Below are 25,607 nucleotides of genomic sequence, written 5' to 3' on the forward strand. Positions count from 1 at the left end.
CTCTCGGCTCCCGACATAGCCGATCAGGCGGGCAAAGTCAGTCCAGGTTTGGCCGCAGCCAGCGCTCTGCCGTCGGCAGATCAATCCCGCGGCGCTCGGCATATTCCTCGAGCTGGTCGCGGCCGATGCGGGCGACGCCGAAATATTCGGCCTGGGGGTGGCCGAAATAGAAGCCGGAGACAGCAGCTGTCGGCAGCATCGCGAAGCTTTCGGTCAGCGAGATACCGGTCGCGTGATGGGCATCGAGCAGCTTGAACAAAGTCGGCTTGAGGCTGTGGTCGGGGCACGCCGGATAGCCAGGCGCGGGGCGGATGCCGCGATATTGTTCCTTGATCAGCGCTTCGTTGGTGAGCTGTTCTTCGGGCGCATAGCCCCAGAGCGTGGTGCGGACATGGCGGTGCATCGCTTCGGCCATTGCCTCGGCGAGGCGGTCGGCAAGGGCCTTCAACAGGATGTCCGAATAATCGTCGATCGCTGCCTTGAAGCGGGCGAGGTGCGGCTCGATGCCGTGGATGCTGACCGCGAAGCCGCCGATCCAGTCGCCGTCATGGCTGATGAAATCGGCGAGGCACATGTTCGCCCTGCCCTCGCGCTTGGCGATCTGCTGGCGGAGGAAGGGGAGCTTCACATGGCTCTCATCGTCGAGATGGAGGATCACGTCGTCGCCTTCGCGGCGGCAGGGCCAGAGGCCGACCACGGCGCGTGCGACCAGCCATTTCTCGGCGATGATCTTGTCGAGCATCGCCTGGGCGTCGGCGAACAGGCTGCGGGCGCTTTCACCGACGATCTTGTCTTCGAGGATCGCGGGATAATTGCCGGCCAGCTCCCAGGCGCGGAAGAAAGGCGTCCAATCGATGATCTCGCGGAGCTCGTTCAGATCCCATTCGCGGAAGATATGGACGCCGGGCTGTTTCGGCGTCGGCGGCTTGAGGTTCATGTCCGCCTCGAACGCATTGTCGCGGGCGGTGGCGATCGGGACGAGCTCGCTCTGGGTCCGGCCTGCGCGGGCGACGCGGACTGCCTCATATTCCTCAGCCGTTTTGAGGACGAAGGCGTCCTTCTGGGTGTCGCTGACGAGCGTCGAGGCGACGCCGACCGCGCGGCTCGCGTCGAGGACATGGACGACCGGGCCGTCATAGGCCGGCGCGATGCGGAGCGCGGTGTGGACTTTCGAGGTGGTCGCGCCGCCGATCAGCAGCGGCATTGTCATGCCGGCGCGCTTCATCTCCTCGGCGACCGTCACCATTTCGTCGAGCGACGGGGTGATCAGGCCGGACAGGCCGATCATGTCCGCATCATTTTCGTTGGCGGCGGCGAGGATCGCCGACCAGGGGACCATGACGCCCATATCGACCACGTCGAAGCCGTTGCACTGGAGCACGACGCCGACGATGTTCTTGCCGATATCATGCACGTCGCCCTTCACGGTCGCCATGATGATCTTGCCCTTGCCGCGCGCCCCGGGCTCCTTCTGCGCCTCGATGAAGGGCAGCAGATGCGCGACTGCCTTCTTCATGACGCGGGCCGATTTCACCACCTGGGGGAGGAACATCTTGCCTGAGCCGAACAGATCCCCGACGACGTTCATGCCGTCCATCAGCGGGCCTTCAATCACTTCGATCGGGCGAGCATAGAGCAGGCGGGCTTCCTCGGTATCGGCGACGACATCGGCGTCGATGCCCTTGACCAAGGCGTGCTCCAGCCGCTTCGCGACCGGCCAGCCGCGCCATTCGGCCGCCTGTTTCTCGGCGACTTCGTCAGTGCCTTTATAGCGTTCGGCGAGCGCGATCAGGCGCTCGGTCGCGCCGTCGTCCTTGTTGAGGACGACGTCTTCGCAGGCTTCGCGCAATTCCGGGTCGATCGTGTCGTAGACGTCGAGCTGGCCGGCATTGACAATCGCCATGTCGAGCCCGGCGGGGATCGCATGATAGAGGAACACCGAGTGCATGGCGCGGCGCACCGGCTCGTTGCCGCGGAACGAGAAGCTGAGGTTCGAAAGGCCGCCCGAGATGTGGCAATGCGGGAGCTTCGCCTTGATCTCCTTGCACGCCTCGATGAAATCCATCGCGTAGTTGTTGTGCTCTTCGATGCCCGTCGCGACCGCGAAGATGTTGGGATCGAAGATGATGTCCTCGGGCGGGAAGCCGATGCCCATCAGGAGCTTGTAGGCACGCTCGCAGATCTCGACCTTGCGGGCCTTGGTGTCGGCCTGGCCGACCTCGTCGAACGCCATGACGACGACGGCGGCACCGTACTGCATGACCTTCTTGGCCTGGGCGAGGAACTGGGCTTCGCCTTCCTTCATGCTGATCGAATTGACGATCGGCTTGCCGGACACGCATTTCAGGCCGGCTTCGATGACCGACCATTTCGAGCTGTCGATCATGAAGGGGATGCGCGCGATATCGGGTTCGGCGGCGATCAGCTTCAGGAAGGTGGTCATCGCCTTTTCGGCGTCGAGCAGGCCTTCGTCCATGTTGACGTCGAGCACCTGGGCGCCGGATTCGACCTGCTGCAGCGCGACCTCGACCGCGGCGGCATAGTCGTCGGCCATGATCAGCTTCTTGAAGCGGGCCGAGCCAGTGACGTTGGTGCGTTCGCCGATATTGACGAACTGAGCGGTGGAGGGAGGAGCTGAGGCCATTGTTCTTTTCTTCCCCCCTCCCGCTTGCGGGAGGGGTCGGGGGTGGGCGCCCGGCTAATCGCGGGCGGTATCGTGGGGGTAAGCGCGAGCCCACCCCTGCCCCCTCCCGCAAGCGGGAGGGAGAAAGAAGTTACGCTGCCATTGTCATGGGTTCGAGGCCGGCAAGGCGCGTCTTTACCGGCGGCTCGGCGGGCTTGCGCGGGGGGAGGTCGGCCACCGCTTTCGCGATCGCCGCGATATGCGCCGGCGTCGAGCCGCAGCAGCCGCCGAGGATGTTGACCTGGCCGTTCGCCGCCCATTCGCGGACCAGCCCCGCGGTCGTCACCGGCTGCTCGTCATATTCGCCGAGCTCGTTGGGGAGACCGGCATTCGGATAGACCATGATCAGCGTGTCGGCGATGTCGCTGAGCGTCCGCACATGCGGGCGGAGCTGCTCGGCGCCGAACGAGCAGTTGAGCCCGATCGTGATCGGCTTGGCATGGCGCACCGCGTGCCAGAAGGCCTCGACGGTGTGGCCCGACAGGTTGCGGCCGGAGAGATCGGTCAGCGTCATCGACAGCATGATCGGCACGTCGCGGCCGAGATCGTCGGCTGCTTCGAGTACCGCCATGACGCCAGCCTTGGCGTTCAGGGTATCGAACACAGTCTCGATCAGGATGAAATCCACCCCGCCTTCGAGCAGCGCGTCGGTCTGCTCGCGATAGACCGATTTCAGATAGTCGAAATCGATCTCGCGATAGCCCGGATCGTTGACGTCGGGCGACAGCGACAGGGTCTTGTTGGTCGGGCCGATCGCGCCGGCGACGAAGCGGGGGCGGCCGTCCTTTGCGGCATATTCGTCGGCGAGGCGGCGGGCGATCTGGGCCGAGGCGATGTTGATCTCCTTGACCAGGCCTTCGGCTGCGTAATCGGCCTGGCTGATGACGTTCGCGCTGAAGGTGTTGGTCGAGACGATGTCCGACCCGGCGTCGAGATATTCGCGGGTGATCGTCTCCGGCACCTCGGGCTTGGTCAGCGCGAGGATGTCGTTATTGCCCTTCTGATCCTTGGCGAGGCCGAGATCGCCGGCATAGTCCGCCTCATTCAGCTTCCAGTTCTGGATCTCGGTGCCGAACGCGCCGTCAGTGATCAGGATGCGCTTGGCGGCTTCGGCCAGCAGTCTTTCGCGTGCAGTCATCTTCTCTTCCTTCGTCACCCCGGACTTGTTCCGGGGTCCACCGTGCCGCTTTCCCACCGGCCGCAGATTTCGCGGAACGGTGGATGCCGGAACAAGTCCGACATGACGGCGAGTTACTAAGCCGCCGCCTCGTGCGCCTGGGTCTGGGCGCGGATGCCAAGCAGATGGCAGATCGCAAAGCTCAGCTCGGCGCGGTTGAGCGTGTAGAAATGGAAGCCGCGCACCCCGCCCGCATAAAGCCGGCGGCACATTTCGGCTGCGACCGTCGCCGCGACGAGCTGGCGCGCGGCAGGGTGATCGTCGAGGCCGTCGAACAGCCGGTCCATCCAGTCGGGGATCTCGGCGCCGCACATGCCGGCGAATTTGCGGGTCTGCGCGACATTCGAGACGGGCAGGATGCCGGGCACGATCTCCGCGCTGATCCCGGCCGCGGCGACCCGGTCGCGGAAGCGGAAATAGGCTTCGGGCGAGAAGAAGAACTGGGTGATCGCGCGGTTGGCGCCGGCATCCATCTTGCGCTTGAGATTGTCGATATCGGCCTGGACACTGGCCGAATCCGGATGGCATTCGGGATAGGCGGCGACCGAGATCTCGAACGGGTGGAGCTTCTTCAGGCCGGCCACCAGCGCCGCTGCATTCGCATAGCCATCGGGATGCGAGACGAACTTCGCACCCGCGACGGGAGGATCGCCGCGCAAGGCGACGATGTGGCGAATGCCCGCCGCCCAATATTCCTCGGCGACTTCGTTGATCTGGGCCTGGCTCGCCTCGACACAGGTGAGGTGCGCGGCGGCGGCCATGCTCGTTTCACGCTCGATCCGCTCGACGGTCGCGTGGGTGCGCTCGCGGGTCGAGCCGCCGGCGCCGTAGGTGACCGAGACGAAGCGGGGGGCGAGCGGCTCGAGCGTCTTCACCGCATCCCACAAAGTCTCTTCCATCTTGTCCGACTTGGGCGGGAAGAATTCGAACGATACCGCCGCATCGCCGGCGACATCGGCGAACAGGGGCGCGTCGAGCGCGCGGCGCGCCTCTTCGAGTTGCGAAATCGAGATCGTCATGCCGCCTTCACCTTCTGTATCGGCTGGCCGGCCTTGCGCGCGAGCCAGAGTTTTACCGTCAATTCACCGCCCTTGAGCGTTTCGGTCCGCGCTGGCATCAGACCGGCCGCATCGAACCAGGCAGCGATCTGCTCGTCCGAAAAGCCGAGCCTGGTGTGCGCGTCGCGGGTGCGCAGTTCCTCGCGGTCATGCGGGGCGAAATCGGCGATCAGCAGCCGCCCGCCGGGCGACAGCACGCGCGCCGCCTCGGCGATGGCGGCGCCKGGCTGCTGCGCAAAATGCAGGACATGGTGGAGGATCGCGACGTCGGCCGCGCCGTCGCCGAGCGGCAGGGCGTAGAGATCGGCCTGGCGCAGCTCGGCATTGGCGAGGCCGCGTTCGGACAGTTTCGCGCGGGCGAGCCGCAGCATCTCGGAGCTGCGATCGATGCCGAGCGCGTATTCGGCGCGCGCCGCGAACAGTTCGAGCATGCGGCCGGTGCCGGTGCCGATATCAATCAGCTGGCCGATCGGCGCCTCGCCGAGGATCTGGGAGATGGCCGCCTCGACTTCGCTCTCGGCGATATGGAGCGAGCGGATCGCATCCCATTGGCCGGCATTGGCCTCGAACCAGCCGGCCGCCGAGGCGGCGCGGTCAGCGCGGACGGCCGCGAGCCGGGCGGCGTCGGCGACGGCCCAATGATCGGATTCGAGCTTGCCCCAGCTGTCGAGCGAGGAGAGTATCGGCTCGACCCGCGCGGGCTTGCCGAGTGCCACGAACACCCAGCTGCCTTCCTTGCGACGTTCGGCGAGGCCGGCGTCGCAGAGGATCTTCACATGGCGGCTGACGCGCGGCTGGCTCTGGCCGAGAACCTGGGCGAGCTCGCCGACCGACAGCTCCATCGAGCGCAACAGCGCGAGGATTCGCAGCCGGGTCGCGTCGGCAAGGGCACGGAAGATGTCGAGGGCGATCGTCATTGCGCATATAGATATAAAGATATCTTTATATCAGGTCAACGCAGCTCTTGCGCTCCCTTCGCCTTGCACGCTGCGCGGCGCATGGGCTAGCGTCGCGCCCAAGAGCTGAACGCCCCAATCTCCCAGGAGAAGCCTCATGAAGAAACTCGTCGCCCTTGCCCTGATTCTCGGCCTGGCCGCGTGCAGCCAGAAAGCGCAGAACGAGGCGGCCCAGGCTGCCGACACGATGGCGGCCGATGCCAATGCGACGATGGGCGAGGCAGTCAAGGATACCGATGCGGCCGCCGACAAGGCGCTCGGCGCGGGCGAGGCTGCGGTCAACAGCGCTGCCGCTGCGACCGATGCCGCGCGCGGCAAGGCCGGCGAAGCGTTGAAGGACGCCGGCAACGAGATCGAGGATTGATCCGGGCGGCGAAGGGACTTTCAATGAAACGTCTTGCGACGCTCCTTCCGGCGCTGTTCCTTGTCGGCTGCCAGGGCGCCGACTCCACCCCTGGGGCGGCCACTCCGGCGGAGGCGGAACAGCTGAATGACGCGGCGGCGATGCTCGACGCCAACAGCGTCGACATCAACGCCGTCACCGCGAACACGACCGACCAGGACCAGCCGCAATGACCAATTTACGTCGCCTCGGCGCGACCAATCTCCACATCGCGCCGCTGGTGCTTGGCGGCAATGTCTTTGGCTGGAACCTCGACCGGGCGGCGAGCTTTGCCGTGCTCGATGCCTTCGTTGCCGGCGGGGGCACGATGATCGACACAGCTGATGTTTATTCGGCCTGGGCGCCCGGCAACAAGGGCGGCGAATCCGAGACGGTGATCGGCGAATGGCTCAAGGCATCCGGCAAGCGCGACCAGGTCCAGATCGCAACCAAGGTCGGCATGCTGCAGGGGCCGAATGGCGAGAAGCTCGCCCCCGCCCACATAGCCGCCTCTGCCGAGGCTTCGCTGAAGCGGCTGGGCATCGAGCGTATCGACCTGTATTTCGCGCATCAGGACGACGAGACCGTGCCACAGGAGGATGTGCTGGCCGCTTTCGGCAAGCTTATCGATGCGGGGAAGGTCCGTGCGCTCGGTGCCTCGAAGTTTCATGCGGCCCGCCTCAAATCCGCGAATGACGCGGCGAAGGCGCATGGCCTGCCGCACTATCATGTGCTCCAGCCCGAATATAATCTGATCAGCCGGCACAATTTCGAAGGCCAGCTCCAGGATTATTGCGTCGAGCACAATATCGGCGTTGTGCCCTTTTACGGGCTCGCCAATGGCTTCCTCACCGGCAAATATCGCAGCCCCGCCGACTCCGGCAAAAGCGCCGTCCGTGGCCCAAGAATGGCGGCCTATTTCGAGGGCAAAGGCCCGGCCGTGCTGGCGGCGCTGGACAAGGTCGCGGCCGAGACCGGGGCGTCGGCGGCGCAGATATCGCTGGCCTGGCTCGCGGCACAGGCGGGCGTCACCGCGCCGATCGCCAGCGCGACCAGCGTCGCGCAGGTGGAGGAGCTGCTGGGGTCGATGGACCTGACGCTGACGCCGGACCAACTCGAGGCGCTGGACGTGGCGGGGGCCTGACCGACATGCGGAGCCGGGGCTCGCAAACGCCGGGCCTCGGTCCTGCGACATGGAAGACCATGCTGGCCGGGCTGCTGCTCGTCACCGGCGCGGCGGCCCTTGGCCAGACGGCGCCGCCGGTGGCGACAGCGGACAGCACGCCCGTCGCCACCTCCTGGCAGCATGCCGGCAGCGACATTCCCGCCGATCCGGCCTGGCGCACCGGCACGCTCACGAATGGAGTGCGCTATGCCGTGCGGCGCAACCCCAAGCCGGCCGGCGCTGCCTCGATCCGGATCCGCATGGATGTCGGCGCGCTGATGGAAAGCGATGCGCAGCAGGGCTGGGCGCATTTCCTCGAGCATATGGTGTTCCGCGGCACCAGGACTCTGGCCGATGGCGAGGGGGTGCGGATCTGGCAGCGGATGGGCGCAAGCTTCGGGACTGATTCCAACGCCCATACGTCGCAGACCGCGACGACCTATGAGCTCGACCTGCCCAAGGCGAATGGCGCCGCGATCGATAGCGCGACCAGCATCCTTGCCGATATGATGCAGAATGCGACGATCGATCCGAAGTCGGTCGAGATCGAGCGCAAGGTGGTGCTGGCCGAACGGGCGCTCCGGCTGACGCCGCTCAGCGAGAAGTTCCGCGTGGCGAGCGAGGCGGTCGTGCTTCCCGGGCTGCTCGCGGGGCGGCGCAATATCGCCGGCAATCCCGAGACCCTCGCCGCGGCGAGCGCGGAGGGGCTGCGCAGTTTCTATCACCGCTGGTATCGGCCCGAGCGCGCGGTGGTGGTGATCGTCGGCGATGCCGATCCGGCCGAGCTCGAGGCGGCCGTCAAAAAGGCGTTTGGCGGCTGGCAGGCAAGCGGTCCGCGCCCGTCCGAGCCCGATTACGGGGCGCTCCAGATGCCCGCGCTGCCGGTCGCGGTGGTGAGCGACCCGCAGGCGCCGAGTGCGCTCCAGCTCATCTGGCTTCGCGCACATGACGAGCGCCCCTGGACTCTGGCCCGCGTCCAGACTGCTTTTGTCGAGGAGGCAGCGATCGGCATTCTCGAGCGGCGGCTCGCGACCGAGGCGCAAGGCGGCGGCGCGATCCTGTCTGCCGGGGTACGTCAGGGAAGCAGCCAGCATTCAGTCGATCAGACCATGATTTTCGGAATGCCCAAGGCCGGCGACTGGCATGCGGCCCTCGACCGGGTGTTCGCCGTCCTGAACAGTGCGCTTGCCGAGCCGCCGTCGCAGGGCGAGGTGGACCAGCAGCTTTCGCGGATGCGGGAAAGCTATGCCGGATCAGCAACCAGCCGCGAGACCGAGGGCTCGGCGGCGCTTGCCGAGACCTTCATCGACGATGTCGATAGCGGCGATGTCAGCGCGAGCCGAATCTTCTACCGCAACGCCTTCAACGCGATGCGGCCGACGATCAAGCCGGCACTGATCGCGGCAACCCTGCACCGGCTGTTCGCCGCCGATCCGCGCCTGATCCTCGCGAGCAAGGATGCGGTGGCCGGCGACACCGCCGCCGTCGCGACCGCGCTTGCCGGTGCACGCAAGGTCGCGGCTTCCGCGCGGACCGAGGTCAGGAGCGTCTCGATCAGTGAACTGGCGCTGCCCGGGCCGGCCGGCAAAGCGGTGGTGACCATGGCCCTCCCCGCTTTCGGTGCCGAGCGCGTGCGCTTTGCCAATGGCGTCGAGCTGGTGCTGAAGAAAACGGCGATCGAGAAGCGGGCGATAAGGGTCCAGGTTCTGATCGGGCACGGCGTGCTCAACCAGGGCCAGGACGAACCCGTGCTTTCCTGGACCAGCGGCGCGCTGCTGGAGAGCGGCCTTGGGCCCTTCACCGCCGACGAGCTGACCAAATTGTCGGCCGGGCGCCAGACCGGTTTCGCGGTCCGCCCCACCTATAAGGGCCTGGTCCTCGCCACGCGCACCGACCCGAATGACCTGCCCGATACGCTGCGCCTGATGACAGGGCTGCTGACTCAGCCGCATTTCGCGGCGACATCGCTGCAGCGCCTCAAAAGCTCGTTCGATGCGAGCTATCAGACGATTTTCGGGCAGCCGGGCTCAGTGCTCGGCGCCTTTGCCGAACGCTATGACTATCGCGGCGACAAGAGATTCCAGGGCATCCCCGATCCCAAGCAGGTGAGCGGACTGACGCTCGACGCGTTTAAGGCCTATTGGTCGGCGAAGCTTGCGGCAGGTCCGATCAGGATCATCGCGGTCGGCGATTTCAATCGTGATGCGCTGATAGCCGCGGTTGGGGCGAGCTTCGGGGCATTGCCGCCACGGCCTGACCATCCGCCAACGCCTGCGCAGCTCGACATACGCCCCTCGGCACCCGAGGCTGCGCCGATCATCCTCAACCATCGTGGCGGTGCGGGACAGGCGATCGTGCTCCGAGTGTGGCCGACGACCGGCGTCTATGGCGACATCGCCGAGAGCCGGGCGTTGCGGCTGGCCGCCTCGATCATCGAGACCCGCTTGGTCGAGGATTTCCGCGAAAAGACCGGCGGCACCTATTCGCCCTTCGTTGCCAGCGGCCAGTCCGAAGACCTCGCGCATTACGGGACCTTCAGGGCGGGCGTTCAGCTCGACGTCGCGCGCATCCCCGACTTCGAGGCGGCGCTCGACAGCGCGATCGCCGATCTGTCGGTACGCGGCGTCGATGCCGATGCACTCAATCGCGCCAAGACACCGATGATCAGCGGATTTGCGCGCGCCAAGGGCAGCAGCAACGACTTCTGGCTCGGCTATCTCTCGGGCAATCTCGACGACCCGCGCGTCACCAGCTCGTTCCTCGGCATCGAGGCCGGCTATGCCGCCATCACCCCGGCCCAGGTGCAGGCCGCAGTCGTCAAGTATCTGCGGCCGGGCGGCAGCTATGAGCTCCGCGTGCTGCCCGAGAAATGACAGCGGCCGTCGAGGTCGTGGTCGCGCTACCCGAGGACAGGGTGGCGCTCGCCAATATGATGCAGCTCTACGCCCATGATTTCTCGGAGCTCTGGTCAGGAGAAGCGCGCGGAGAGCTTGGCGAGGATGGCCTTTTCGCCGCTTATCCGCTCGATGCCTGGTGGCGTGAGCCGGACCATGTCCCGCTGCTGGTGAAGGCAGACGGGTTTCTTGCGGGCTTTGCGTTGCTGAACAAGGCGTCGCACACCGGCGCCTTGCTCGATCGCAACATGGCCGAGTTCTTCATCGTCCGGAAACACCGCCGCAGCGGCGTCGGTACCGCCGCGGTGCGCATGATCTTCAGCCGCTACCCCGGCCGGTGGGAAACCGCCGTGGCGCGCGCCAACCATGGAGCGCTCGCCTTCTGGCGCACCGCAATCCAGCCGCTCGCCGAGGAGGTCGAGCTGGTCGATGTCGAGAGTCCGCTATGGAACGGGCCCGTGCTGCGGTTCCGCGTTATCGGCTGAAGGCGCTCAGGCGGCGCATCTGGAAGCCCTTCCGGGCTACGCTGCCGATCCTTCCCCCGGAGCAATATGGCTGCCGATGAACAGGATGAGCCCAGTGCGCTCATCGCGCAGCAGGAACAGAAAGGGCTTGTCCGCCCGGAACTCGAAAGGCGGTGGCGGGGGTGCGGTGGGAATGCAGCCGACTACCGCGGCCATCGCCGTGGCGGCTGCCGCTTCGCAGCCATGTTCGTCCACCGTCAACACGGTCCGGTGCACGACGCTGGTGAATTTCAGGCTGGGCATTTCGGGATCGTCGGGAGCCGGCAGCACCGCCATTCCGGAGAAATCAGCTGCGTCTTCGAACGGCAGCGACAAGCCCATCGCCCGAAGCTGCGGGACGAGATTGGCACCCCAGTCGATATGCATTCGCGGCAAGGCAAGACGTGTGTTGCGATGCTCGGCTGAGTCGAGATCCTTCAACCAGGCGGCAAGCCGATCATGATCGAGGCCGGCCTCGAACTCCGGCAAGGCAGCGGCATCGTCCGGTAACAGGATCACCATCGACACATTATGATCGTGATCATCGACGTGGAAGGGCAGTGCGATAGCCTTCACGCCGTCCCGCTCCAGCACCGGGAACCAGGAGCGCTGATGCATGAGCCGAACCGTCGCAACGCCGCCGTCAAGCAACGTGAACGGCGCACTCTCCGTATCCTCGGGCTCGAACGGCGAGTCCCATTGCGCCTTCCAGTAGAGCGTGTTGACCAGGATTGCCCGTGTTTCGGCAGTGACGTTGGCTGACGATAGCAACGGATCGATCAGCCCGTTGGTCTCAGCGGCAACGGCCGCATTGATCTTCGCCAGCGCCGCCGCGGGATCACAGCGATAATCGACGCGCCGGATCCCGAGCGCCTGCTCAGCCGCCGCGTCAGCAGCATAGTCGGGCTGAAGGACCATGCCTTGCTGCAGCCACAGACTGTTGACCAGACGGAGGTCGGCGGATGTGGGAACGATGAAGTCAATCCTCTCCTCGGGGTCGAGCCATGACAGGTCGGGCTCCTCGGCGGGCGGTATCCTCAGCGCGTCGACCAGCGCGGCACTGGCGACATGGTGCTGGATCGGGTCCTGCGCGAAATGGAAGACAGTCGCGATCTCCGTCGCGGTCGGGCCGACCGCGCCGCGATAGGCCAGGCCAAATGCCAGCGCGACGCTGAGCGGCGACAGGCACCGATTGCCCGGTTCCGCATCGGCACGCCGATAGAGATCGAGCGAGAAGCGGTTGATACCGGCGACCAGGTCCGGCGCAGGACCCTCAGATTGGTCCGTGTGTCCGGATCTCGTCATGATCATCCTCTTGGTTCAGCCCCCGCCCCTGCCAGCGCTTCACGCACCCGGGCAAGCGCCGCCTGTTCAGGCTGTTCTTCGCCGAGGAGCGCGAAAGTGCCGTTCAGCGCGAACTCGCAATGCCCGTGCACCACCGCGACAAGCGAGCGGGCGAGCGCCGATGCCCGATCCCGCGTCTCGGGTGGCAGAACCCTGGCGATTTCCTCCTCGACGATGCCGGTCAGGCCGGCGCGCTTGCGGCGATAGTCGTCCGGCATCTCCATGCCGGCAGGCAAGCGGTGATCATAGATCGCCATCCACAGATTCGGGTTGCGCGCGGCGAAATCGAAATAGCCGGCGACCAGCGCCGCGATCCGATCCTCCCCCGCCCCCCTTTCCGACTGCGCCAGCTTGTCGCGCAGCCAGGCCGCCCAGAGTGTGAAGGTGCGGCTGTTGATCGCCAGCAGCAGCGAATCGAGGTTGTCGAACACATTGTAGATCGTGCCGATCGAATAGCCGATCCGCTTCGCCACCTCGCGTGCCGAGAATCGGGCATAACCCAGCTCCGCCATCAGCTGGTGCCCTTCAGCGAGGATCAATTCCTCAAGCTGCTCACGAGAATGATCAGATCTCCGTCCCATGGGCACCAAATAGGGATAAAATTGAACACCGTCTAATATTTTTATTGAACAGTGCTCAATTTTATGTCATCCAACGCTCAGCCGGCGACTCGCCGGTGTTAAATGGAGTTGTTTCGATGCAACCCGTGTACGTGACCGCGGCTGCCCAGTTCCTGCCGGGACCGTCTGTCGGCAATGACGCGATGGCCGACCATATCGGCCGGCTTTCGCCCGAGGCTGAGCGATTCGGGCGGCTGACCTTGCGGCAAAACCGAATCCGCACGCGCCATTATGCGATCCGGCCCGACGGCAGCAGCGACTGGACCGTCGCGAAGCTCGCAGCCGAAGCAGTGCGCGGCGTGATCGCGGATGCCGAGGTCGATCGGGAGCGGATCGGCTTCCTCGCGACCGCCACCACGCAAAATGATATGATGGTGCCAGGCCTTGCCTCGGGCGTGCATGCCGAGAGCGGGTTGCCGCCGATCGAGCTCGCCAGCCTGCAGAGCGTCTGCGCCAGTTCGATGATGGCGCTGAAGGCAGCCGCGCTTCAGGTCGCGGCGGGCGAGCATCGCGCGGCGATCGCGGTCGGCGCCGAATTCTCCAGCCGCTATTTCCGGCCCGATCATTATCACGGCACCGATACGGTGCAGCCCGACGGCACCCTGCCCGGCGATGCCGAGTTCCTGCGCTGGACGCTCAGTGACGGCGCCGCCGCGCTGATGATCGAGGATCGGCCGGCCGCGCACGGCCTGTCGCTCCGGATCGACTGGATCTCGCTGCGCTCCTTTGCCGACCGCTTCGCGCCCTGCATGACCGGCGGCGCGGGGCGCGGTGCCGACGGGTCGCTGACGCCCTGGAGCCTCTATCCGGGCGGCGCGGCGGCAGCGGCGCAGGCGGGCGCGTTCCAGCTGCGCCAGGATGTCGACGCGCTCTATCGGATGCTCCCGGTGTGGATGGGCGAGTTCATGCGCCTGGTCGATGACGGGCGGATCGATCCGCAGGCGGTCGACTGGTTCCTCTGCCATTTCTCGGCGCACTCCTTACGCGAGGAGATGGTGAAGCTCGCTACCAAGGCCGGCTGCATGGTCCCCGAGGAGCGCTGGTTCACCAACCTCTATGACAAGGGGAATGTCGGCGCCGCGGCGCTGTTCCTGATGATCGACGATCTGATGCGATCGGGCCGGCTCGCGCCGGGCCAGCGCATCCTCTGCGCCGTGCCCGAAAGCGGGCAGTGCATCATGGCCTATGCCGGCCTTACCGTTGTGGGAGACACGCAATGACTGCAATCACGATCGAGCGAAATACGCTGACCGAGACAACCCAGCGGGGCCTCGCCCGGGCCTGGATCGAGTTCGAGAGCGCCCTCGTTCAGGTGCCGCTGATCTCGCGGATGCTCGGCCACCGCCTGCGGATCGAGGATTATCAACGGCTGCTGGTCAATCTGCGCCAGCAGGTGGTCGAGGGCAGCCGTTGGATCAGCCGCGCCGCCTCGAACCTTGGCCCCGAACGGGAGGAGCTGCGCTCGCTCTTCGTGCGGCATGCCGTGGCCGAGCACCGCGATTACCGGCTGCTCGAAGAGAATTATGTCGCCACCGGCGGCGCGATCGGAGACATCCGCTCGGCCCCCAAGAATATCGGATCGGAGGCGCTCTCCGCCTTCATGTACCAGGCCGCGTCGCGCGAGGACCCGATCGCGCTGCTCGGCGCGATGTTCATCATCGAGGGGCTGGGCGAGCGGCTGGCCGGGCCCTGGTCGGCGGCGATCAGCGAGCAATTGGGGCTTGGCGACGAAGCGGTAAGTTTCCTTGCCTATCACGGCGCCAATGACGGCGATCATCTGGACATGTTCGACCATGCGCTTGCGCTGGCCGTCACTGACGCGCGCACCGGCGACGAGATCGTCCGCCATGCGCGGATCGTGGCGCGGCTCTATCGCCTCCAGCTCGAGGAGATCGATAATGTCTGAGCGGTTTGGGTTTAAGCCGCATGATCCCCGTGATCCGGATCCGGGCATGGCAATGATGCTCGATCGCACCCTGCCGATCGATCCCGCCGCCAAGGCTGCGTTGATCCGCGACCAGGCGTGCCGCAGCCGGCAATTCCTGTTGCCGGTGGTGCGACCACTCGCCCGGGCGATGATCGTGGTCGCGCAGCTGGTGCATATCGTCAGCCCGCGCTGGCCGCATGCGCCGCGCTTTCTGCACCGGTCGATCGCGTTCGGGATGAAGCACTTCCTGACGCCTGATGCGAACCGGCTGATCCTGCGGCATTTCCATCTCGGTGCGCAGGTGTTGCGCTTCATCTCGGACAATGCGACGCCCGGCTTTCACCCCGATCTCGAGCCGATGCGGCCGATGCGGGTCGAGGATGTGGCCGACAATCTGTTCCTGAAGCACGACCTCAACATCTACAATTTCCTGATCCTGCTGAACCGGGAAATGGAGCGGCGCGGCGCAACTTTGAGCAAGGTCGATCACATCGATTTCTCGGCGATCCAGGAAGAGATCGCGCTCGATCCGCTCCCCTCCGGGCGGCTCAACGTGATCGACCTGCAGACCGCGATCGAAATCTATACGCCCGCTTATGCCCTGTTGCTGACGGATCGCGCTTTCTGGCGCGCCTCCAACTCATTGCAGCTCGATGAAACGATCGGGCTTTACGCGGCGCGGCTTACCGGCGAGGATCGGCATCTGGCGATGATCAACAACCGGCATCCGCTGGTGCCCTTTTCAACGTTGAAGGCCGGGTTCCGCTTGATGCTGCACGGCCTTTCGACTGAAGTACTGCATGGTTTCCTGCGCGAGATGAAATCGCGCCAGTCCGTCGCCGCCTGAATTTTAGCAGCCTGAATCTTACCTGGGAGCAATTTGAAATGTCGGCACCCGATTTCTCGCTGCTGACGAAACGGCGCTACGGTCCGCTCTTCGTCGTCCAGTTCCTTGGCGCCTTTAATGACAATGTGCTGAAATTCGCGATGCTGCTGCTCGCCAATTTCACCATCTACAAAACCGACCCGACAAGCGCGGCGCAGCTCGCCACGCTCGCGACGGGGCTGTTCATCCTGCCCTATTTCCTGTTCTCGGCGATGGCCGGGCAGATCGCCGACGCCTGGGACAAGGCAAAGCTGGTGCGCGCGGTCAAGGCCGCCGAGATCGTCATCATGGGCATCGGACTGGTGGGCTTCTGGGCGCAGTCGATCCCGCTGCTGCTCACTGCCTTGTTCATGATGGGGATGCATTCCACCATCTTCGGTCCAGTCAAATATTCGATCCTGCCGCAGCATCTGCACGCCAATGAGATCATGGGCGGTACGGGGCTGATCGAGGCGGGAACCTTCCTCGCGGTCCTGGGCGGACAGTTGCTTGCCGGCGTGGTGCTGCCGTGGGAGGCAGGGCTGACCGCCTGCGCGCTCGCGGCGGTGGGATTTGCTGCAAGCTGGGCGGTCCCGCCAGCGCCGCCGACGGCGCCCGGTCTGCGCATCGACCGAAATCCGTTCCGCAGCACCTGGACGGTGCTGCGGATCGCCCATGCCGGCGAGGGCGTATGGCTCTCGATTCTCGGCATCAGCTGGTTCTTCGCGGTCGGCGCGGTGCTGCTGTCGAATTTCGCCCCGCTGGTCTCGGGCGCGCTCGGCGGCGCGCAGGACGTGGTCGTGCTGTTCCTGATCGTCTTCTCGGTCTCGATCGCGATGGGTTCGATGCTCGTAAACCGGCTTCTCAAGGGCGAGGTCTCGGCGCGCTACGTGCCGATCTCGGCGCTGGTGATGTCGGCGGGCATGATGGCGCTGTGGCTGACCACCGGGAGCTTCGTCGCGCACGCGACCGGCGTCCACTGGACCGAATTTCTCGGCAACCCGGCGACCTGGCCGACGCTTGCAGCCCTGGTGGTCATTTCCTTTTCCGGGGGCATGTTCATCGTCCCGCTCTACGCCATCCTGCAGACCAGGAGCTCCCCGGACCAGCGATCGCGCATCATCGCCGCCAACAACATCGTCAATGCGGCGGTGTCGGTGCTCGTGGTTGTCGTCGTTCTGATCCTGCAGGCGCGCGACGTCGGCGTACCGGGCGTGATCGGCACGATGGGTTTCTCGACACTGTCGATCGCCCTGATCAGCTGCTGGCTGCTCCCCGAGACCGTGATCAAGTCGGTGATCCGCGGCGTGCTCACCTTCCTTTACCGGATCGAGCTCAACGGCGCGGAGAATATGCCGCAGCCCGGCGAGCGCGCGGTGGTGGTGGTGAACCATGTCTCCTGGCTCGACGGCCTGCTGCTCGCTGTGTTCCTGCCGGGCAAGCCGGTGTTCGCAGTGCACAGCAAGGTGGTGAAGCTGTGGTGGATCCAGCCTGCCCTCAAGCTGTTCCGCGCCTTTCCGGTCGATCCGACCAACCCGATGGCGGCCAAGGCGATGGTCAAGGCAGTCAAGGCGGGCAACACGCTCGTGATCTTCCCCGAAGGACGGATCACCGTCACCGGCGCGCTGATGAAGGTGTTCGACGGGCCCGGCATGGTCGCCGACAAGGCGGACGCGCCGATCGTGCCGGTGCGGATCGACGGGGCGCAGTTCACGCCCTTCTCCTACCTGAAGGGCAAGGTACGGCTGCGCTGGTTCCCGAAGATCAGCCTGACCATATTGCCGCCGCGCCGTTTCGCGATCGAGGGCGAGATGAGCGGCCGGGCACGCCGCGCGATCGCCGGGCGCCAGCTCTATGACGTGATGAGCGACATGATCTTCGCGACCTCGGACATCGACCGGACCTTGTTCCAGGCGCTGCTCGACGCGAAGGATGTGCATGGCGGCCGCGTCGGTGTGGTCGAGGATGTGAAGCGCGATCCGCTGACCTACAAGAAGCTCGTCACCGGCAGCATGGCGCTCGGCCCGGTGTTCGAGGGCGTGACCAGGCCCGGCGAGGCGGTCGGCGTGATGCTGCCCAATGTGTCGAGCGTGGTCGCGACTTTCTTCGCTCTGCAGTCGATCGGCCGGGTGCCGGCGATGCTCAACTATACCGCGGGGCCGGCGAGCCTGAAGGCGGCGTGCGTGGCGGCCGAGATCCACACGATCATCACCGCGCGCGCCTTCATCACMCAGGCCAAGCTGCAGCCGGCAATCGACGCGCTCGAGGCAGCGGGGCGCAACATACTGTGGCTGGAGGACGTCGGGGCATCGATCACTCTGGGCGCAAAGCTGCGGGCACTCGTCACCGCGCGTTTCGCCGGCCGGCTGCACCGCGCCCGCGGCATCACGCCGGACAGCGCGGCGGTGATCCTGTTCACCAGTGGATCGGAAGGCCTGCCAAAAGGCGTGGTACTCACTCACCGCAACCTGCTCGCCAATTGCCTGCAGCTGGCGGCGCGGATCGACTTCAACGAGAGCGATCTGGTGCTGAATGCGCTGCCGGTGTTCCACAGCTTCGGCCTGACCGGCGGCACCCTGCTGCCGATTCTCTCCGGCATTCGCACCCTGCTCTATCCGAGCCCGCTGCATTACCGGATCGTGCCCGCGCTCGCCTATGATTCGAACGCGACGATCCTGTTCGGCACCGATACGTTCCTCGCCGGCTACGCGCGGATGGCGCACAGCTATGACTTCTATTCGGTCCGCTACATCTTTGCCGGCGCCGAGCGAGTGCGCGACGAGACGCGGCGGGTCTATACCGAGAAGTTCGGGCTGCGCATTCTCGAAGGCTATGGCGCGACCGAGGCCGGGCCAGTGATCGCGGTCAACACGCCGATGTATTTCCGCGCCGGGAGCGTCGGTCGGCTGTTGCCGGGTGTCGAGGCGAAGCTCGAGGCCGTACCGGGCATCGAGGAGGGCGGCAGGCTCTCGATCCGCGGGCCCAATATCATGGCCGGCTATATGACCACTGACGTGCCGGGCGCGCTCAAGCCGCCAGCTGAGGGCTGGCACGACACGGGCGATATCGTGACCATCGACGAGGGGGGTTTCGTCACAATCCGCGGCCGCGCCAAGCGCTTCGCCAAGATTGGCGGCGAGATGATCTCGCTACCGGCTGTCGAGGGCTATGCTGCCGCGCTTTGGCCGGGGTCGGAGCATGCGGTCGTCACCCGGCCGGATGCGAAGAAGGGCGAGCAGCTGGTGCTGTTCACCACCCGCGCCGATGCGAAAACCGCAGCGCTTCAGGCCTGGGGCAAGGCGAACGGCGTGGCCGAAATCGCGATGCCGCGCGAGATCAGGATCGTCGAAGCGCTGCCGGTGCTGGGCACCGGCAAGCTCGACTATGTGACGATGACGACGCTGGCGGCCGGGTGATCGATGGCGAGCCCGTGTTTCAGGGGGTCGACGAAGCAACGGCACAGGCATCCGCTACGGCACGACGGGCCATCACAATGCCAAATCCAGCCGTGATGTTGGGCTGGTCACCCTCAAGCGGAATCGCTGTTGTCTCGAGCGCATGGCGGATTTGGGTGGGCGTCGGACGTGGCGTACATGACATCAACAGCGCCGCGATCGCCGCGACGTGTGGCGCGGCAGCTGACGTGCCACGAAAGGGGTTCAGTCCCGAATCGCTTGGCAATGTCGTGGTCACATTATCCGCACCGGTGAGATCCGGCTTGCTTCGGAGTTGGCCACCGGTCGAAGAGAGATTGCCCGGCGTAATTTCCCGGCCCAACTTATCATAGAAGATTCGCCGGGGTCCGTCTGAACTGAATACCTCAATGCTGTTCCTGGAGTCTTGGCGAAATGCGGCTGCAGGGGAAGGGACGCTCATCGCGCCGATGGAGAATGCATTCGCGGCGCCGGCCGCGTTGTGGCCCCTAACATTGCCCGCGGTGCTGTGGCGCAATCGGGACCGTCCTGTGTCGAGATGGAGGAAGCGCGGTGCCGCTGCCGCCTCCTTGACGATGACGATGCTTTGCCCGCTCCGCACTGAGCCGATCGCCTGATAGGGTGGTTGGCCACCAGTCCGGCTGGTGGTCGAGGATCCGACGACCTCTCCCCTGGAGTTCACGACGAAAAGATCGTAGCCGTTCGTCGAGCCGACTAGCGGATCGGACCAGAATAAATCGACACGCCCGCCGAAAGACGCGTCATCAACAGTATTCAGTGTGATGCCGCCGCCGAAATCGAGCAGCCGGGCGTTGGCCCCGGCCGCTCCAAAAGCCGGGCCGGCCGGACCGCCGTCCTTGAAATCGCCCTCCCATGTGCCCGAAGTATTGTGAAGCTGATTCCCGGAATTTCGTGCCGAAGAAAAATACAGAACGCCCGCATCGGAAACCTCGTTTACCGCCCTGCTGATCGCATCGTCCTGGAATGGCGCCTCGTTGAAATAGGTCAGATCGTCTACGATGATATCGCAGCCTTCCCGCTGAAGTTTGATGATATTCTCCGCCATGTGAGCGTTGCCGCCCAGCCCGGTTGCGAAATATAATTCGGCGTCCGGCGCTATCGCATGAATGATCTCGAGCATGGCGAGGCCCTCACCTTCGCCCGCGCCGTCTTCGTCAGTCACCACGTGGATTTTCTGGCCACCAAGAAATCGGATCGTTCCCTTGGATTCAGCGCTATGATCATCATTGTCGATGCTGTCGGAGAGCACACCGATCCGTACGCCGCGCCCGGTCAGGCCAAGCTGAGCGGCCAAATCGGCAGTGTGGGCAATCACTCCTTCGCCAGCAATATCGATCACATTGGCTTGTGCCTTGGCAGCGGGCGCAATGGAACGAATTTCCGGGCGGCCGGCAAGTGTCGTCAGCGCCTCCAGTGGTATCGACGCGCGGATTGACTGGAAACGCTCGGAAGAATTGATCACGTGGCCATTCAGACCATTAATTGCTTCCAGCAGATCCGGCGTGACCGGGGCGTCAATGTCAACGACGACTCCTTCTGGAGCCGCCGTGAGTGTGTCCGCCTGCAATTTCGGCGCAGTGCTTACAATCGAGCCCGATGCCCTTTGTTTCAACGTGTCAAGCAATTGCGATGAGAGCTTTTTCTCGGTCTCGCTACGGCCTGCCTTGGAATCTTCGACATCGCGGATTTGTGGGATCGTGATCGTGTGTACCTGTGTCGAACTCTGCGCCAATACATTCGACGACACCGACAAGGCCAGGATGGGGATCGCCCTGCGGATCGCGAGCAGCAGGCCGGGGGAGGCGCCCCGGACTATTTTCTCGAAGGGCCTGTCGCGGCGTTGTTCCAGCTGCCTCTGGCGCAGATGATTCTTGAAGAGTGCGGGCGACGATGCAATCCGCACACCGATCCTTTTTCCGGCCATCGAAAATCTCCATCCGTGTAGAAGGGGAGGATGGAGCGGACGGTGCTGCTTTGCGCGTGACGGTCGTCACGCAAACGATTCATTTCGGAGGCTCAGGCACGATTCGAGGTCATGGACGAACCTGAAGAGGGGCGAACGGCTGGTGCTGTTCACGGGCCGCACTCCACGCGTTGGGCAAGGCAAACGGCCTCACCGAAATCGCGATCCCGCGCGAGATCAGGATCGTCGAGGCACTGCCGGTGCTGGGCACCGGCAAGCTCGATTATGTGACGATGACGGCGTTGGCGGTGGAGTGATCGACTAGCCTAGTGGCATATGGATCAAATCCACGGCAGCTCGCGGACGGCGACTATCCGCGACACGGTCATTCCAGCCTCAAGGGCAGCAGTGGCCGGTGCCGCGAGCGGCTATTTCCCGGCATCGAAGGTCCCCGCCTTGATCGCAATCGGCCGCGCCGTCGGATAGAATTGGACGAAGGTCGTCTCGACCGCGGCGTGCTGCTGGTGGCAGGCGTAGCAGCTTGCCGTCGGCGGCAGGACCCGGGCGGGCCTGTCACCATTGACCTCGAAAAAGCCCCAGCCGCCCGGGAAGCGCTTCGCGTCGCGAACATGAAGTTCGAGATACACGCGCTGCTCGGTCTGGAACTGTCCCGTCTGGTTGATCGAGCCCCTGGTCGCGCCACGACGCCCTTCCTTCACGAATACCGTGCCCTGTGGCCAGTGGCCGGTCGCCTTGAAGGCGCGCCAGGATGCCGGGGCGACAAAGACATTGTCGAAAATGTCGTGCCCGGCGATCGCCTCGTCGCCATAGTTCATATTCAGGCCCGAGGTCAGGAAGACCCAGTCGCGATAGTCGGTCGGCACCACGAGCTCGCCGGCGCCATTATAGCGTGGCGCGTCGCTGGCGTTGGTGGCGGCGATCAGTAGCAAAGGCGACAGCGGCTTGAGCGCTCGCATGAGGCGGGACATGGCAACTTCTCCGGCGCAAGCGGCGGGGCGCCGTCTGCACATTGAAGGTGTCATCGCTGCCGTTCCGTGATAATTCATTCATTATACACTTCACTCTTGCGGATATCGGGACAATTATCGATCGGACGGCAGGCTGAACCGAGGGGGTCCGCGGGGTCGATCGTGACAGCGATCCCCGGCTCACAGATAGGCGGTCACCGCCGGCTCCTCCCACCAGAGATTGTCGCGGCCGTTCGCGTATTTGACTGGGGCGTTCGCCATCTCCTCGGGGGTCGCGTCGTCGAGGCAGTTGATCGAGATGCTGACATAGTCGCCGCCGATCTCCGCGACATGGCCGTCTTCGAACGGAGAGCAGCCGCAATTACGGCAGAAGCGGTGGTGCCCGGAGAGCGTGCCGAACTGATAGTCCGACAGCATCTCCTTGCCCGACAACAGGCGAAAGGCGTCCGGCTTTATGTTGATGCCCCATTTGCGGCGTTTGGTGCAGATCGAGCAATTGCACTTGCCGGTCCCCGCTTCGAGATCGAGATCGACTTCGAAGGCGACCGCGCCGCAATGACAGCTGCCGTGATAGGTCCTGAGCATGATGGGTCTCCCTTGCGTTGCTGACCTCGATATACTGCCACCCTGCTGACAGCATTGTGTCAGCAGGGTTCGGATAGAGCCGATCTATTCGCCGCGGCGGTGGAACTGGGTGACGCAGAGCCATTTCTTGCAGGTGGCACTGCAACTCCTTTCGTTTCCGCCGCTCAGCGCGAAGTTGTCCCGATCCTCACGTCGATCGGAGCGAAAGGACTATTATGACGTCTGCCGCTGCGGTTGAATCAGATCGTCATCTTCCCTCAGCGCAGTGATGCCGTTGTTGGACGTGTGACATAATTCAGGGGCGGATCCGGGCGTCGCGTTGGAGTTTCACGAGGGGGAATGCGCGAATTGGGGCCCGGCGTGTTGGAGAGTTTTGTCATGCCTCTCGGGGGTATTGCGGGCAGTTGTACAGAACATTGTACATATCGGAAATCGCAATCGTTGCGTCCGCCACCCCTTCTTGGAAACACCGCGATTTTGCGACGAACCGAGGAACACGCACGATGAGCCGTGAGTTGTTCCTGCGCTGGGCTCCCTTTGTACGGAATCTGCAAACCGCCCGGCCAGTGGAGGTTGAAATGAACGGGACCATCTATTTCAGGGCCGATCATGAGCTTGTCGGGCGCGTCATCGCCGAAAAGCTGCGTCGCAAGAATGACCGGCAGGGCTTCGACGACGGTTTCCGGATCGTCGCTCCGCGCCATGATGCCATGGCCAAGAGCGCTGCGGTATAGGCGATCGAGAATAGGGATGGCTGATACGGCCTGAGGGCTGTTCCATCCCGAAGTATATGGACGGCCCGGCCGAATTCAGTCCGGCGGCCGGAACAATCGCCTGTTGCGCCCAGTCATGATTCCAGTTTGATCTTCGCCCCAACCTCCGGAGCGATGACGGCACCCCAATCGAACAAAGCCTGAAGTGCCGGCGCGAGCAAAAGGGCGCGCTCCGTCAACTCGTAGCGGGTATCGGCGCCGTGGATCACCAGGCCCCGCGCCTCGAGGTCGCGCAGGCGCTCGGTCAAAACCTTGTCGCTTAAATTCGGAATGGCGCGGCGCAGTTCGCCGTAGCGCATCGGCCCTTGCTTCAGCCTCGCCACGATCACGGTCTTCCATTTGCCGCCGACCATATCGAGGGCGAACTCGACCGGGCATCCATAGATCTTGCTCACAGCCCGCTCCCGCTGACTTACCGGTTGGTTCGTTGCGCCGATCCAACCCCGCATCTAGCTTGGCTCAATCGCACTGGCGCGGCAAATGACGGGGATGAAATGACAAAAGAGGATTCCGCCGGGGCACTGCTCCGTGTGACGGCAGATGGCGCTTACGAATTGAGCGGAGGCGTAGCGCTGGTTGATCATCTCGGCGTCGCGATCGCACATGACGCCGTCACGCGGCTGTGCCGCTGCGGCCAGGCCCAGACCAAGCCGTTTTGCGACGACGTCTGCAAGACTAACGGATTCAGTGGCGCGAAGGACGAGCGCCGCGTTCCCGACCGCCTCGACATCTATCCCGGCACGACTGTGACGACTTATGACAATCGCGGATTATGCGCCCATTCCGGCTTCTGCACCGATCGCGTGCCGGGCGTTTTCCATGTCGGCGAGGAGCCTTTCGTCACCCCGAGCGGCGCCCGCGCCGACGACATATTGCGTGCCGCGCGGGCCTGCCCGTCAGGCGCGATCGGCATCGGGATAGGTGCCGGCGAGGATCGTGCCTGGGGCGATCCGGAACGGCCCGCGCAGGTCGAGGTTTCCCTAAACGGCCCCTATCGGATTACAGGATCGGTGCTGCTGGTCGATGATGCCGGCAATCCGGTTGAACGACCGGCGGGCGCCAGCCATGAGCATTACAGCCTGTGCCGCTGCGGCTCTTCGCTCAACAAGCCATTTTGTTCGGGCATGCACTGGTCCGTGTCGTTCACCGACCCGGTTCCCGACCCGGAGCGCGAGCCGACCCTGTTCGAATGGGCCGGCGGCTACCCGGCGCTCCTCGCGATGACCCAGCTGTTTTACGGACGGCATGTGCCGCACGATCCGCTGATCGGCCCCCTGTTCGCGAGCATGTCGCCCGACCATCCCGAACGCGTCGCGGCATGGCTGAGTGAAGTGTTTGGTGGGCCGAAATTCTATGGCGAACGCTATGGCGGTTACGAACGGATGATCTCGCATCATGTCGGCAAGCGGATCAGGCCGGAGCAGCGCGCGCGCTGGGTCGCGCTGATGGCGCAATCGGCGGATGAGGCGGGCATGCCGCAGGACGCCGAGTTCCGCGCGGCCTTTACCGCCTATCTCGAATGGGGATCGCGGATCGCGCTGGAGAATTCGCAGGCCGACGCGCATCCGCCGCCCGGCATGCCGATCCCGCGCTGGTGGTGGGTGTGCGAGGCGACGCCGGGTGCGCGCGTTTCCGCGCTCGCACCGGCCCCTGAGAAAATCGCCGCACCCGAGCCGCTCGCTGCTGGCGAGGTGCCGAGCTTTTCAAAGCATGTCAAAGCGCTGTTTCGGCCGATGGACCGCAACTCGATGAAGTTCGCCTTCGATCTCTGGTCGGCGGACGATGTAGCGCAGCATGGCGCGACGATCCTCGCCAGGCTGAAGGCGGGAACCATGCCGTGCGACGGCGCCTGGGAGAGCGACAGGATCGCCCTGTTCGAGCAATGGCTGGAGGCTGGCGCGAAACCCTGAGTCTACGCCGCCCCGCGCTCGATCAGCGCCTTGAGCCGGCCAAGGTCCTTGTTGATCCAGCGCGCGTCAGCCGCGAACCTCTCATCATCCATGTCGGGCTGGCGGAACAGGGTCAGCATCACCTCGGCGCCTTCGCCATTGGCGATCACGCGGAGCGGCACATGGATTTCAGCGCCGTCGCCGGCATCGACCACATGGTCCATCACACCATAGTCATTATGCGGAGTGAAGCGGATGCGGATCGGGCCTTCCGAGCCGGTGGCGACCCACATATCGCCTTCCTGCCGGAACTCGGAATCGGCCAGCCCCGATGCCCAGCGCGCGAAGAATTCCGGGCGCCATATCTGCTCGTACAGCGCGCGCCAGTCGCGCTTGATCGAGACGCTGAACGTGCGGGAAGGCAGCATGGCGGTTTCCT

At 64.7% G+C, this 25,607-nt stretch carries 23 protein-coding genes; 12 read left to right on the plus strand and 11 right to left on the minus strand.

Annotated features, from left to right (window positions below):
- Positions 1 to 37: 37 nt before the first annotated feature.
- From metH to AC1DVS_RS23685, 4 genes are all read right to left on the minus strand, one after another.
- Positions 38 to 2,644 carry a methionine synthase gene (gene metH / locus AC1DVS_RS23670; protein ID WP_478026951.1) on the minus strand — a complete coding sequence of 869 codons (2,607 nt, stop codon included), beginning with the start codon at positions 2,642 to 2,644 and terminating at the stop codon, positions 38 to 40.
- Positions 2,645 to 2,774: 130 nt separating this feature from the next.
- Positions 2,775 to 3,821: a homocysteine S-methyltransferase family protein gene (locus AC1DVS_RS23675; RefSeq protein WP_478026952.1), complete on the minus strand. Its 1,047-nt coding sequence runs from the start codon at positions 3,819 to 3,821 to the stop codon at positions 2,775 to 2,777.
- A 116-nt stretch (positions 3,822 to 3,937) separates the two neighbouring features.
- Positions 3,938 to 4,879 (minus strand): methylenetetrahydrofolate reductase, encoded by a 942-nt coding sequence (gene metF, locus AC1DVS_RS23680; protein ID WP_478026953.1) that lies wholly within the window; start codon positions 4,877 to 4,879, stop codon positions 3,938 to 3,940.
- Positions 4,876 to 5,835, minus strand: a complete 960-nt coding sequence (locus AC1DVS_RS23685) for an ArsR/SmtB family transcription factor (RefSeq protein ID WP_478026954.1) — start codon at positions 5,833 to 5,835, stop codon at positions 4,876 to 4,878. The genes metF and AC1DVS_RS23685 overlap by 4 nt, the downstream gene beginning before the upstream one ends.
- Positions 5,836 to 5,971: 136 nt before the next feature.
- On the opposite strand from AC1DVS_RS23685, the gene AC1DVS_RS23690 reads away from it, so the two are divergent.
- Genes AC1DVS_RS23690 through AC1DVS_RS23710 form a run of 5 tightly spaced genes read left to right on the plus strand, consistent with a single transcriptional unit; the run spans position 5,972 to position 10,800 of the window.
- Positions 5,972 to 6,238 (plus strand): hypothetical protein, encoded by a 267-nt coding sequence (locus AC1DVS_RS23690; protein WP_478026955.1) that lies wholly within the window; start codon positions 5,972 to 5,974, stop codon positions 6,236 to 6,238.
- Between the two features lie 23 nt (positions 6,239 to 6,261).
- Entirely contained in the window at positions 6,262 to 6,450 is a 189-nt protein-coding gene (locus tag AC1DVS_RS23695; RefSeq protein WP_478026956.1) for a hypothetical protein, read from the plus strand.
- Positions 6,447 to 7,400, plus strand: a complete 954-nt coding sequence (locus AC1DVS_RS23700; RefSeq protein ID WP_478026957.1) for an aldo/keto reductase — start codon at positions 6,447 to 6,449, stop codon at positions 7,398 to 7,400. The genes AC1DVS_RS23695 and AC1DVS_RS23700 overlap by 4 nt, the downstream gene beginning before the upstream one ends.
- Before the next feature lie 5 nt (positions 7,401 to 7,405).
- Complete coding sequence (locus AC1DVS_RS23705; RefSeq protein WP_478026958.1) at positions 7,406 to 10,294, plus strand: M16 family metallopeptidase; 2,889 nt, start codon at positions 7,406 to 7,408, stop codon at positions 10,292 to 10,294.
- Positions 10,291 to 10,800 carry a GNAT family N-acetyltransferase gene (locus AC1DVS_RS23710; RefSeq protein ID WP_478026959.1) on the plus strand — a complete coding sequence of 170 codons (510 nt, stop codon included), beginning with the start codon at positions 10,291 to 10,293 and terminating at the stop codon, positions 10,798 to 10,800. Before AC1DVS_RS23705 ends, AC1DVS_RS23710 begins: the two co-directional genes overlap by 4 nt.
- Positions 10,801 to 10,836: 36 nt before the next feature.
- Here AC1DVS_RS23710 and AC1DVS_RS23715 read toward each other — a convergent pair whose 3' ends face one another.
- Positions 10,837 to 12,123 carry a serpin family protein gene (locus tag AC1DVS_RS23715; protein ID WP_478026960.1) on the minus strand — a complete coding sequence of 429 codons (1,287 nt, stop codon included), beginning with the start codon at positions 12,121 to 12,123 and terminating at the stop codon, positions 10,837 to 10,839.
- A gap of 2 nt (positions 12,124 to 12,125) precedes the next feature.
- Positions 12,126 to 12,743, minus strand: coding sequence for a TetR/AcrR family transcriptional regulator (locus AC1DVS_RS23720; protein ID WP_478026961.1), 618 nt, complete (start codon positions 12,741 to 12,743; stop codon positions 12,126 to 12,128).
- A gap of 116 nt (positions 12,744 to 12,859) precedes the next feature.
- Here AC1DVS_RS23720 and AC1DVS_RS23725 point away from each other — a divergent pair, with 116 nt between their 5' ends.
- From AC1DVS_RS23725 to AC1DVS_RS23740, 4 genes are read left to right on the plus strand one after another with little or no spacing between them, the layout of a single operon-like run.
- A complete protein-coding gene (locus AC1DVS_RS23725) occupies positions 12,860 to 14,002 on the plus strand; it encodes a thiolase family protein (RefSeq protein WP_478026962.1) in 1,143 nt (380 codons plus the stop codon).
- Complete coding sequence (locus tag AC1DVS_RS23730; RefSeq protein WP_478026963.1) at positions 13,999 to 14,688, plus strand: iron-containing redox enzyme family protein; 690 nt, start codon at positions 13,999 to 14,001, stop codon at positions 14,686 to 14,688. The genes AC1DVS_RS23725 and AC1DVS_RS23730 overlap by 4 nt, the downstream gene beginning before the upstream one ends.
- Positions 14,681 to 15,556 carry a DUF6999 family protein gene (locus AC1DVS_RS23735; RefSeq protein ID WP_478026964.1) on the plus strand — a complete coding sequence of 292 codons (876 nt, stop codon included), beginning with the start codon at positions 14,681 to 14,683 and terminating at the stop codon, positions 15,554 to 15,556. The genes AC1DVS_RS23730 and AC1DVS_RS23735 overlap by 8 nt, the downstream gene beginning before the upstream one ends.
- A 38-nt stretch (positions 15,557 to 15,594) precedes the next feature.
- A complete protein-coding gene (locus tag AC1DVS_RS23740) occupies positions 15,595 to 18,990 on the plus strand; it encodes an acyl-[ACP]--phospholipid O-acyltransferase (RefSeq protein WP_478026965.1) in 3,396 nt (1,131 codons plus the stop codon).
- A 19-nt stretch (positions 18,991 to 19,009) separates the two neighbouring features.
- Here AC1DVS_RS23740 and AC1DVS_RS23745 read toward each other — a convergent pair whose 3' ends face one another.
- Positions 19,010 to 20,953 carry a S8 family serine peptidase gene (locus tag AC1DVS_RS23745; RefSeq protein WP_478026966.1) on the minus strand — a complete coding sequence of 648 codons (1,944 nt, stop codon included), beginning with the start codon at positions 20,951 to 20,953 and terminating at the stop codon, positions 19,010 to 19,012.
- 170 nt (positions 20,954 to 21,123) lie between these two features.
- On the opposite strand from AC1DVS_RS23745, the gene AC1DVS_RS23750 reads away from it, so the two are divergent.
- Positions 21,124 to 21,249, plus strand: a complete 126-nt coding sequence (locus AC1DVS_RS23750; protein WP_478026967.1) for a hypothetical protein — start codon at positions 21,124 to 21,126, stop codon at positions 21,247 to 21,249.
- 111 nt (positions 21,250 to 21,360) lie between these two features.
- Here AC1DVS_RS23750 and AC1DVS_RS23755 read toward each other — a convergent pair whose 3' ends face one another.
- Complete coding sequence (locus tag AC1DVS_RS23755; protein WP_478026968.1) at positions 21,361 to 21,921, minus strand: cytochrome P460 family protein; 561 nt, start codon at positions 21,919 to 21,921, stop codon at positions 21,361 to 21,363.
- Between the two features lie 180 nt (positions 21,922 to 22,101).
- Positions 22,102 to 22,506 (minus strand): GFA family protein, encoded by a 405-nt coding sequence (locus AC1DVS_RS23760; protein WP_478026969.1) that lies wholly within the window; start codon positions 22,504 to 22,506, stop codon positions 22,102 to 22,104.
- A gap of 578 nt (positions 22,507 to 23,084) precedes the next feature.
- On the opposite strand from AC1DVS_RS23760, the gene AC1DVS_RS23765 reads away from it, so the two are divergent.
- Positions 23,085 to 23,240 (plus strand): hypothetical protein, encoded by a 156-nt coding sequence (locus tag AC1DVS_RS23765; RefSeq protein ID WP_478026970.1) that lies wholly within the window; start codon positions 23,085 to 23,087, stop codon positions 23,238 to 23,240.
- A 113-nt stretch (positions 23,241 to 23,353) separates the two neighbouring features.
- Here the strand turns inward: AC1DVS_RS23765 and AC1DVS_RS23770 are convergent, their stop codons facing one another.
- Positions 23,354 to 23,728 (minus strand): winged helix-turn-helix transcriptional regulator, encoded by a 375-nt coding sequence (locus AC1DVS_RS23770; RefSeq protein WP_478026971.1) that lies wholly within the window; start codon positions 23,726 to 23,728, stop codon positions 23,354 to 23,356.
- Positions 23,729 to 23,773: 45 nt separating this feature from the next.
- Here AC1DVS_RS23770 and AC1DVS_RS23775 point away from each other — a divergent pair, with 45 nt between their 5' ends.
- Positions 23,774 to 25,189, plus strand: a complete 1,416-nt coding sequence (locus AC1DVS_RS23775; RefSeq protein WP_478026972.1) for a CDGSH iron-sulfur domain-containing protein — start codon at positions 23,774 to 23,776, stop codon at positions 25,187 to 25,189.
- A 2-nt stretch (positions 25,190 to 25,191) separates the two neighbouring features.
- Here AC1DVS_RS23775 and AC1DVS_RS23780 read toward each other — a convergent pair whose 3' ends face one another.
- Positions 25,192 to 25,596, minus strand: a complete 405-nt coding sequence (locus tag AC1DVS_RS23780) for a polyketide cyclase (RefSeq protein WP_478026973.1) — start codon at positions 25,594 to 25,596, stop codon at positions 25,192 to 25,194.
- Positions 25,597 to 25,607 lie beyond the last annotated feature (11 nt).

This window comes from Sphingomonas sp. P3_C5, from assembly GCF_056402635.1.

What these genes read in the sequence shown, in the direction of transcription:
- metH (WP_478026951.1), bottom strand. Translation starts at nt 2,644, where the DNA reads ATGGCCTCAGCTCCTCCCTCCACCGCTCAGTTCGTCAATATCGGCGAA.
- AC1DVS_RS23675 (WP_478026952.1), bottom strand. Translation starts at nt 3,821, where the DNA reads ATGACTGCACGCGAAAGACTGCTGGCCGAAGCCGCCAAGCGCATCCTG.
- metF (WP_478026953.1), bottom strand. Translation starts at nt 4,879, where the DNA reads ATGACGATCTCGATTTCGCAACTCGAAGAGGCGCGCCGCGCGCTCGAC.
- AC1DVS_RS23690 (WP_478026955.1), top strand. Translation starts at nt 5,972, where the DNA reads ATGAAGAAACTCGTCGCCCTTGCCCTGATTCTCGGCCTGGCCGCGTGC.
- AC1DVS_RS23695 (WP_478026956.1), top strand. Translation starts at nt 6,262, where the DNA reads ATGAAACGTCTTGCGACGCTCCTTCCGGCGCTGTTCCTTGTCGGCTGC.
- AC1DVS_RS23700 (WP_478026957.1), top strand. Translation starts at nt 6,447, where the DNA reads ATGACCAATTTACGTCGCCTCGGCGCGACCAATCTCCACATCGCGCCG.
- AC1DVS_RS23705 (WP_478026958.1), top strand. Translation starts at nt 7,406, where the DNA reads ATGCGGAGCCGGGGCTCGCAAACGCCGGGCCTCGGTCCTGCGACATGG.
- AC1DVS_RS23710 (WP_478026959.1), top strand. Translation starts at nt 10,291, where the DNA reads ATGACAGCGGCCGTCGAGGTCGTGGTCGCGCTACCCGAGGACAGGGTG.
- AC1DVS_RS23715 (WP_478026960.1), bottom strand. Translation starts at nt 12,123, where the DNA reads ATGACGAGATCCGGACACACGGACCAATCTGAGGGTCCTGCGCCGGAC.
- AC1DVS_RS23720 (WP_478026961.1), bottom strand. Translation starts at nt 12,743, where the DNA reads ATGGGACGGAGATCTGATCATTCTCGTGAGCAGCTTGAGGAATTGATC.
- AC1DVS_RS23725 (WP_478026962.1), top strand. Translation starts at nt 12,860, where the DNA reads ATGCAACCCGTGTACGTGACCGCGGCTGCCCAGTTCCTGCCGGGACCG.
- AC1DVS_RS23730 (WP_478026963.1), top strand. Translation starts at nt 13,999, where the DNA reads ATGACTGCAATCACGATCGAGCGAAATACGCTGACCGAGACAACCCAG.
- AC1DVS_RS23735 (WP_478026964.1), top strand. Translation starts at nt 14,681, where the DNA reads ATGTCTGAGCGGTTTGGGTTTAAGCCGCATGATCCCCGTGATCCGGAT.
- AC1DVS_RS23745 (WP_478026966.1), bottom strand. Translation starts at nt 20,953, where the DNA reads ATGGCCGGAAAAAGGATCGGTGTGCGGATTGCATCGTCGCCCGCACTC.
- AC1DVS_RS23755 (WP_478026968.1), bottom strand. Translation starts at nt 21,921, where the DNA reads ATGTCCCGCCTCATGCGAGCGCTCAAGCCGCTGTCGCCTTTGCTACTG.
- AC1DVS_RS23760 (WP_478026969.1), bottom strand. Translation starts at nt 22,506, where the DNA reads ATGCTCAGGACCTATCACGGCAGCTGTCATTGCGGCGCGGTCGCCTTC.
- AC1DVS_RS23765 (WP_478026970.1), top strand. Translation starts at nt 23,085, where the DNA reads ATGAACGGGACCATCTATTTCAGGGCCGATCATGAGCTTGTCGGGCGC.
- AC1DVS_RS23770 (WP_478026971.1), bottom strand. Translation starts at nt 23,728, where the DNA reads ATGCGGGGTTGGATCGGCGCAACGAACCAACCGGTAAGTCAGCGGGAG.
- AC1DVS_RS23775 (WP_478026972.1), top strand. Translation starts at nt 23,774, where the DNA reads ATGACAAAAGAGGATTCCGCCGGGGCACTGCTCCGTGTGACGGCAGAT.
- AC1DVS_RS23780 (WP_478026973.1), bottom strand. Translation starts at nt 25,596, where the DNA reads ATGCTGCCTTCCCGCACGTTCAGCGTCTCGATCAAGCGCGACTGGCGC.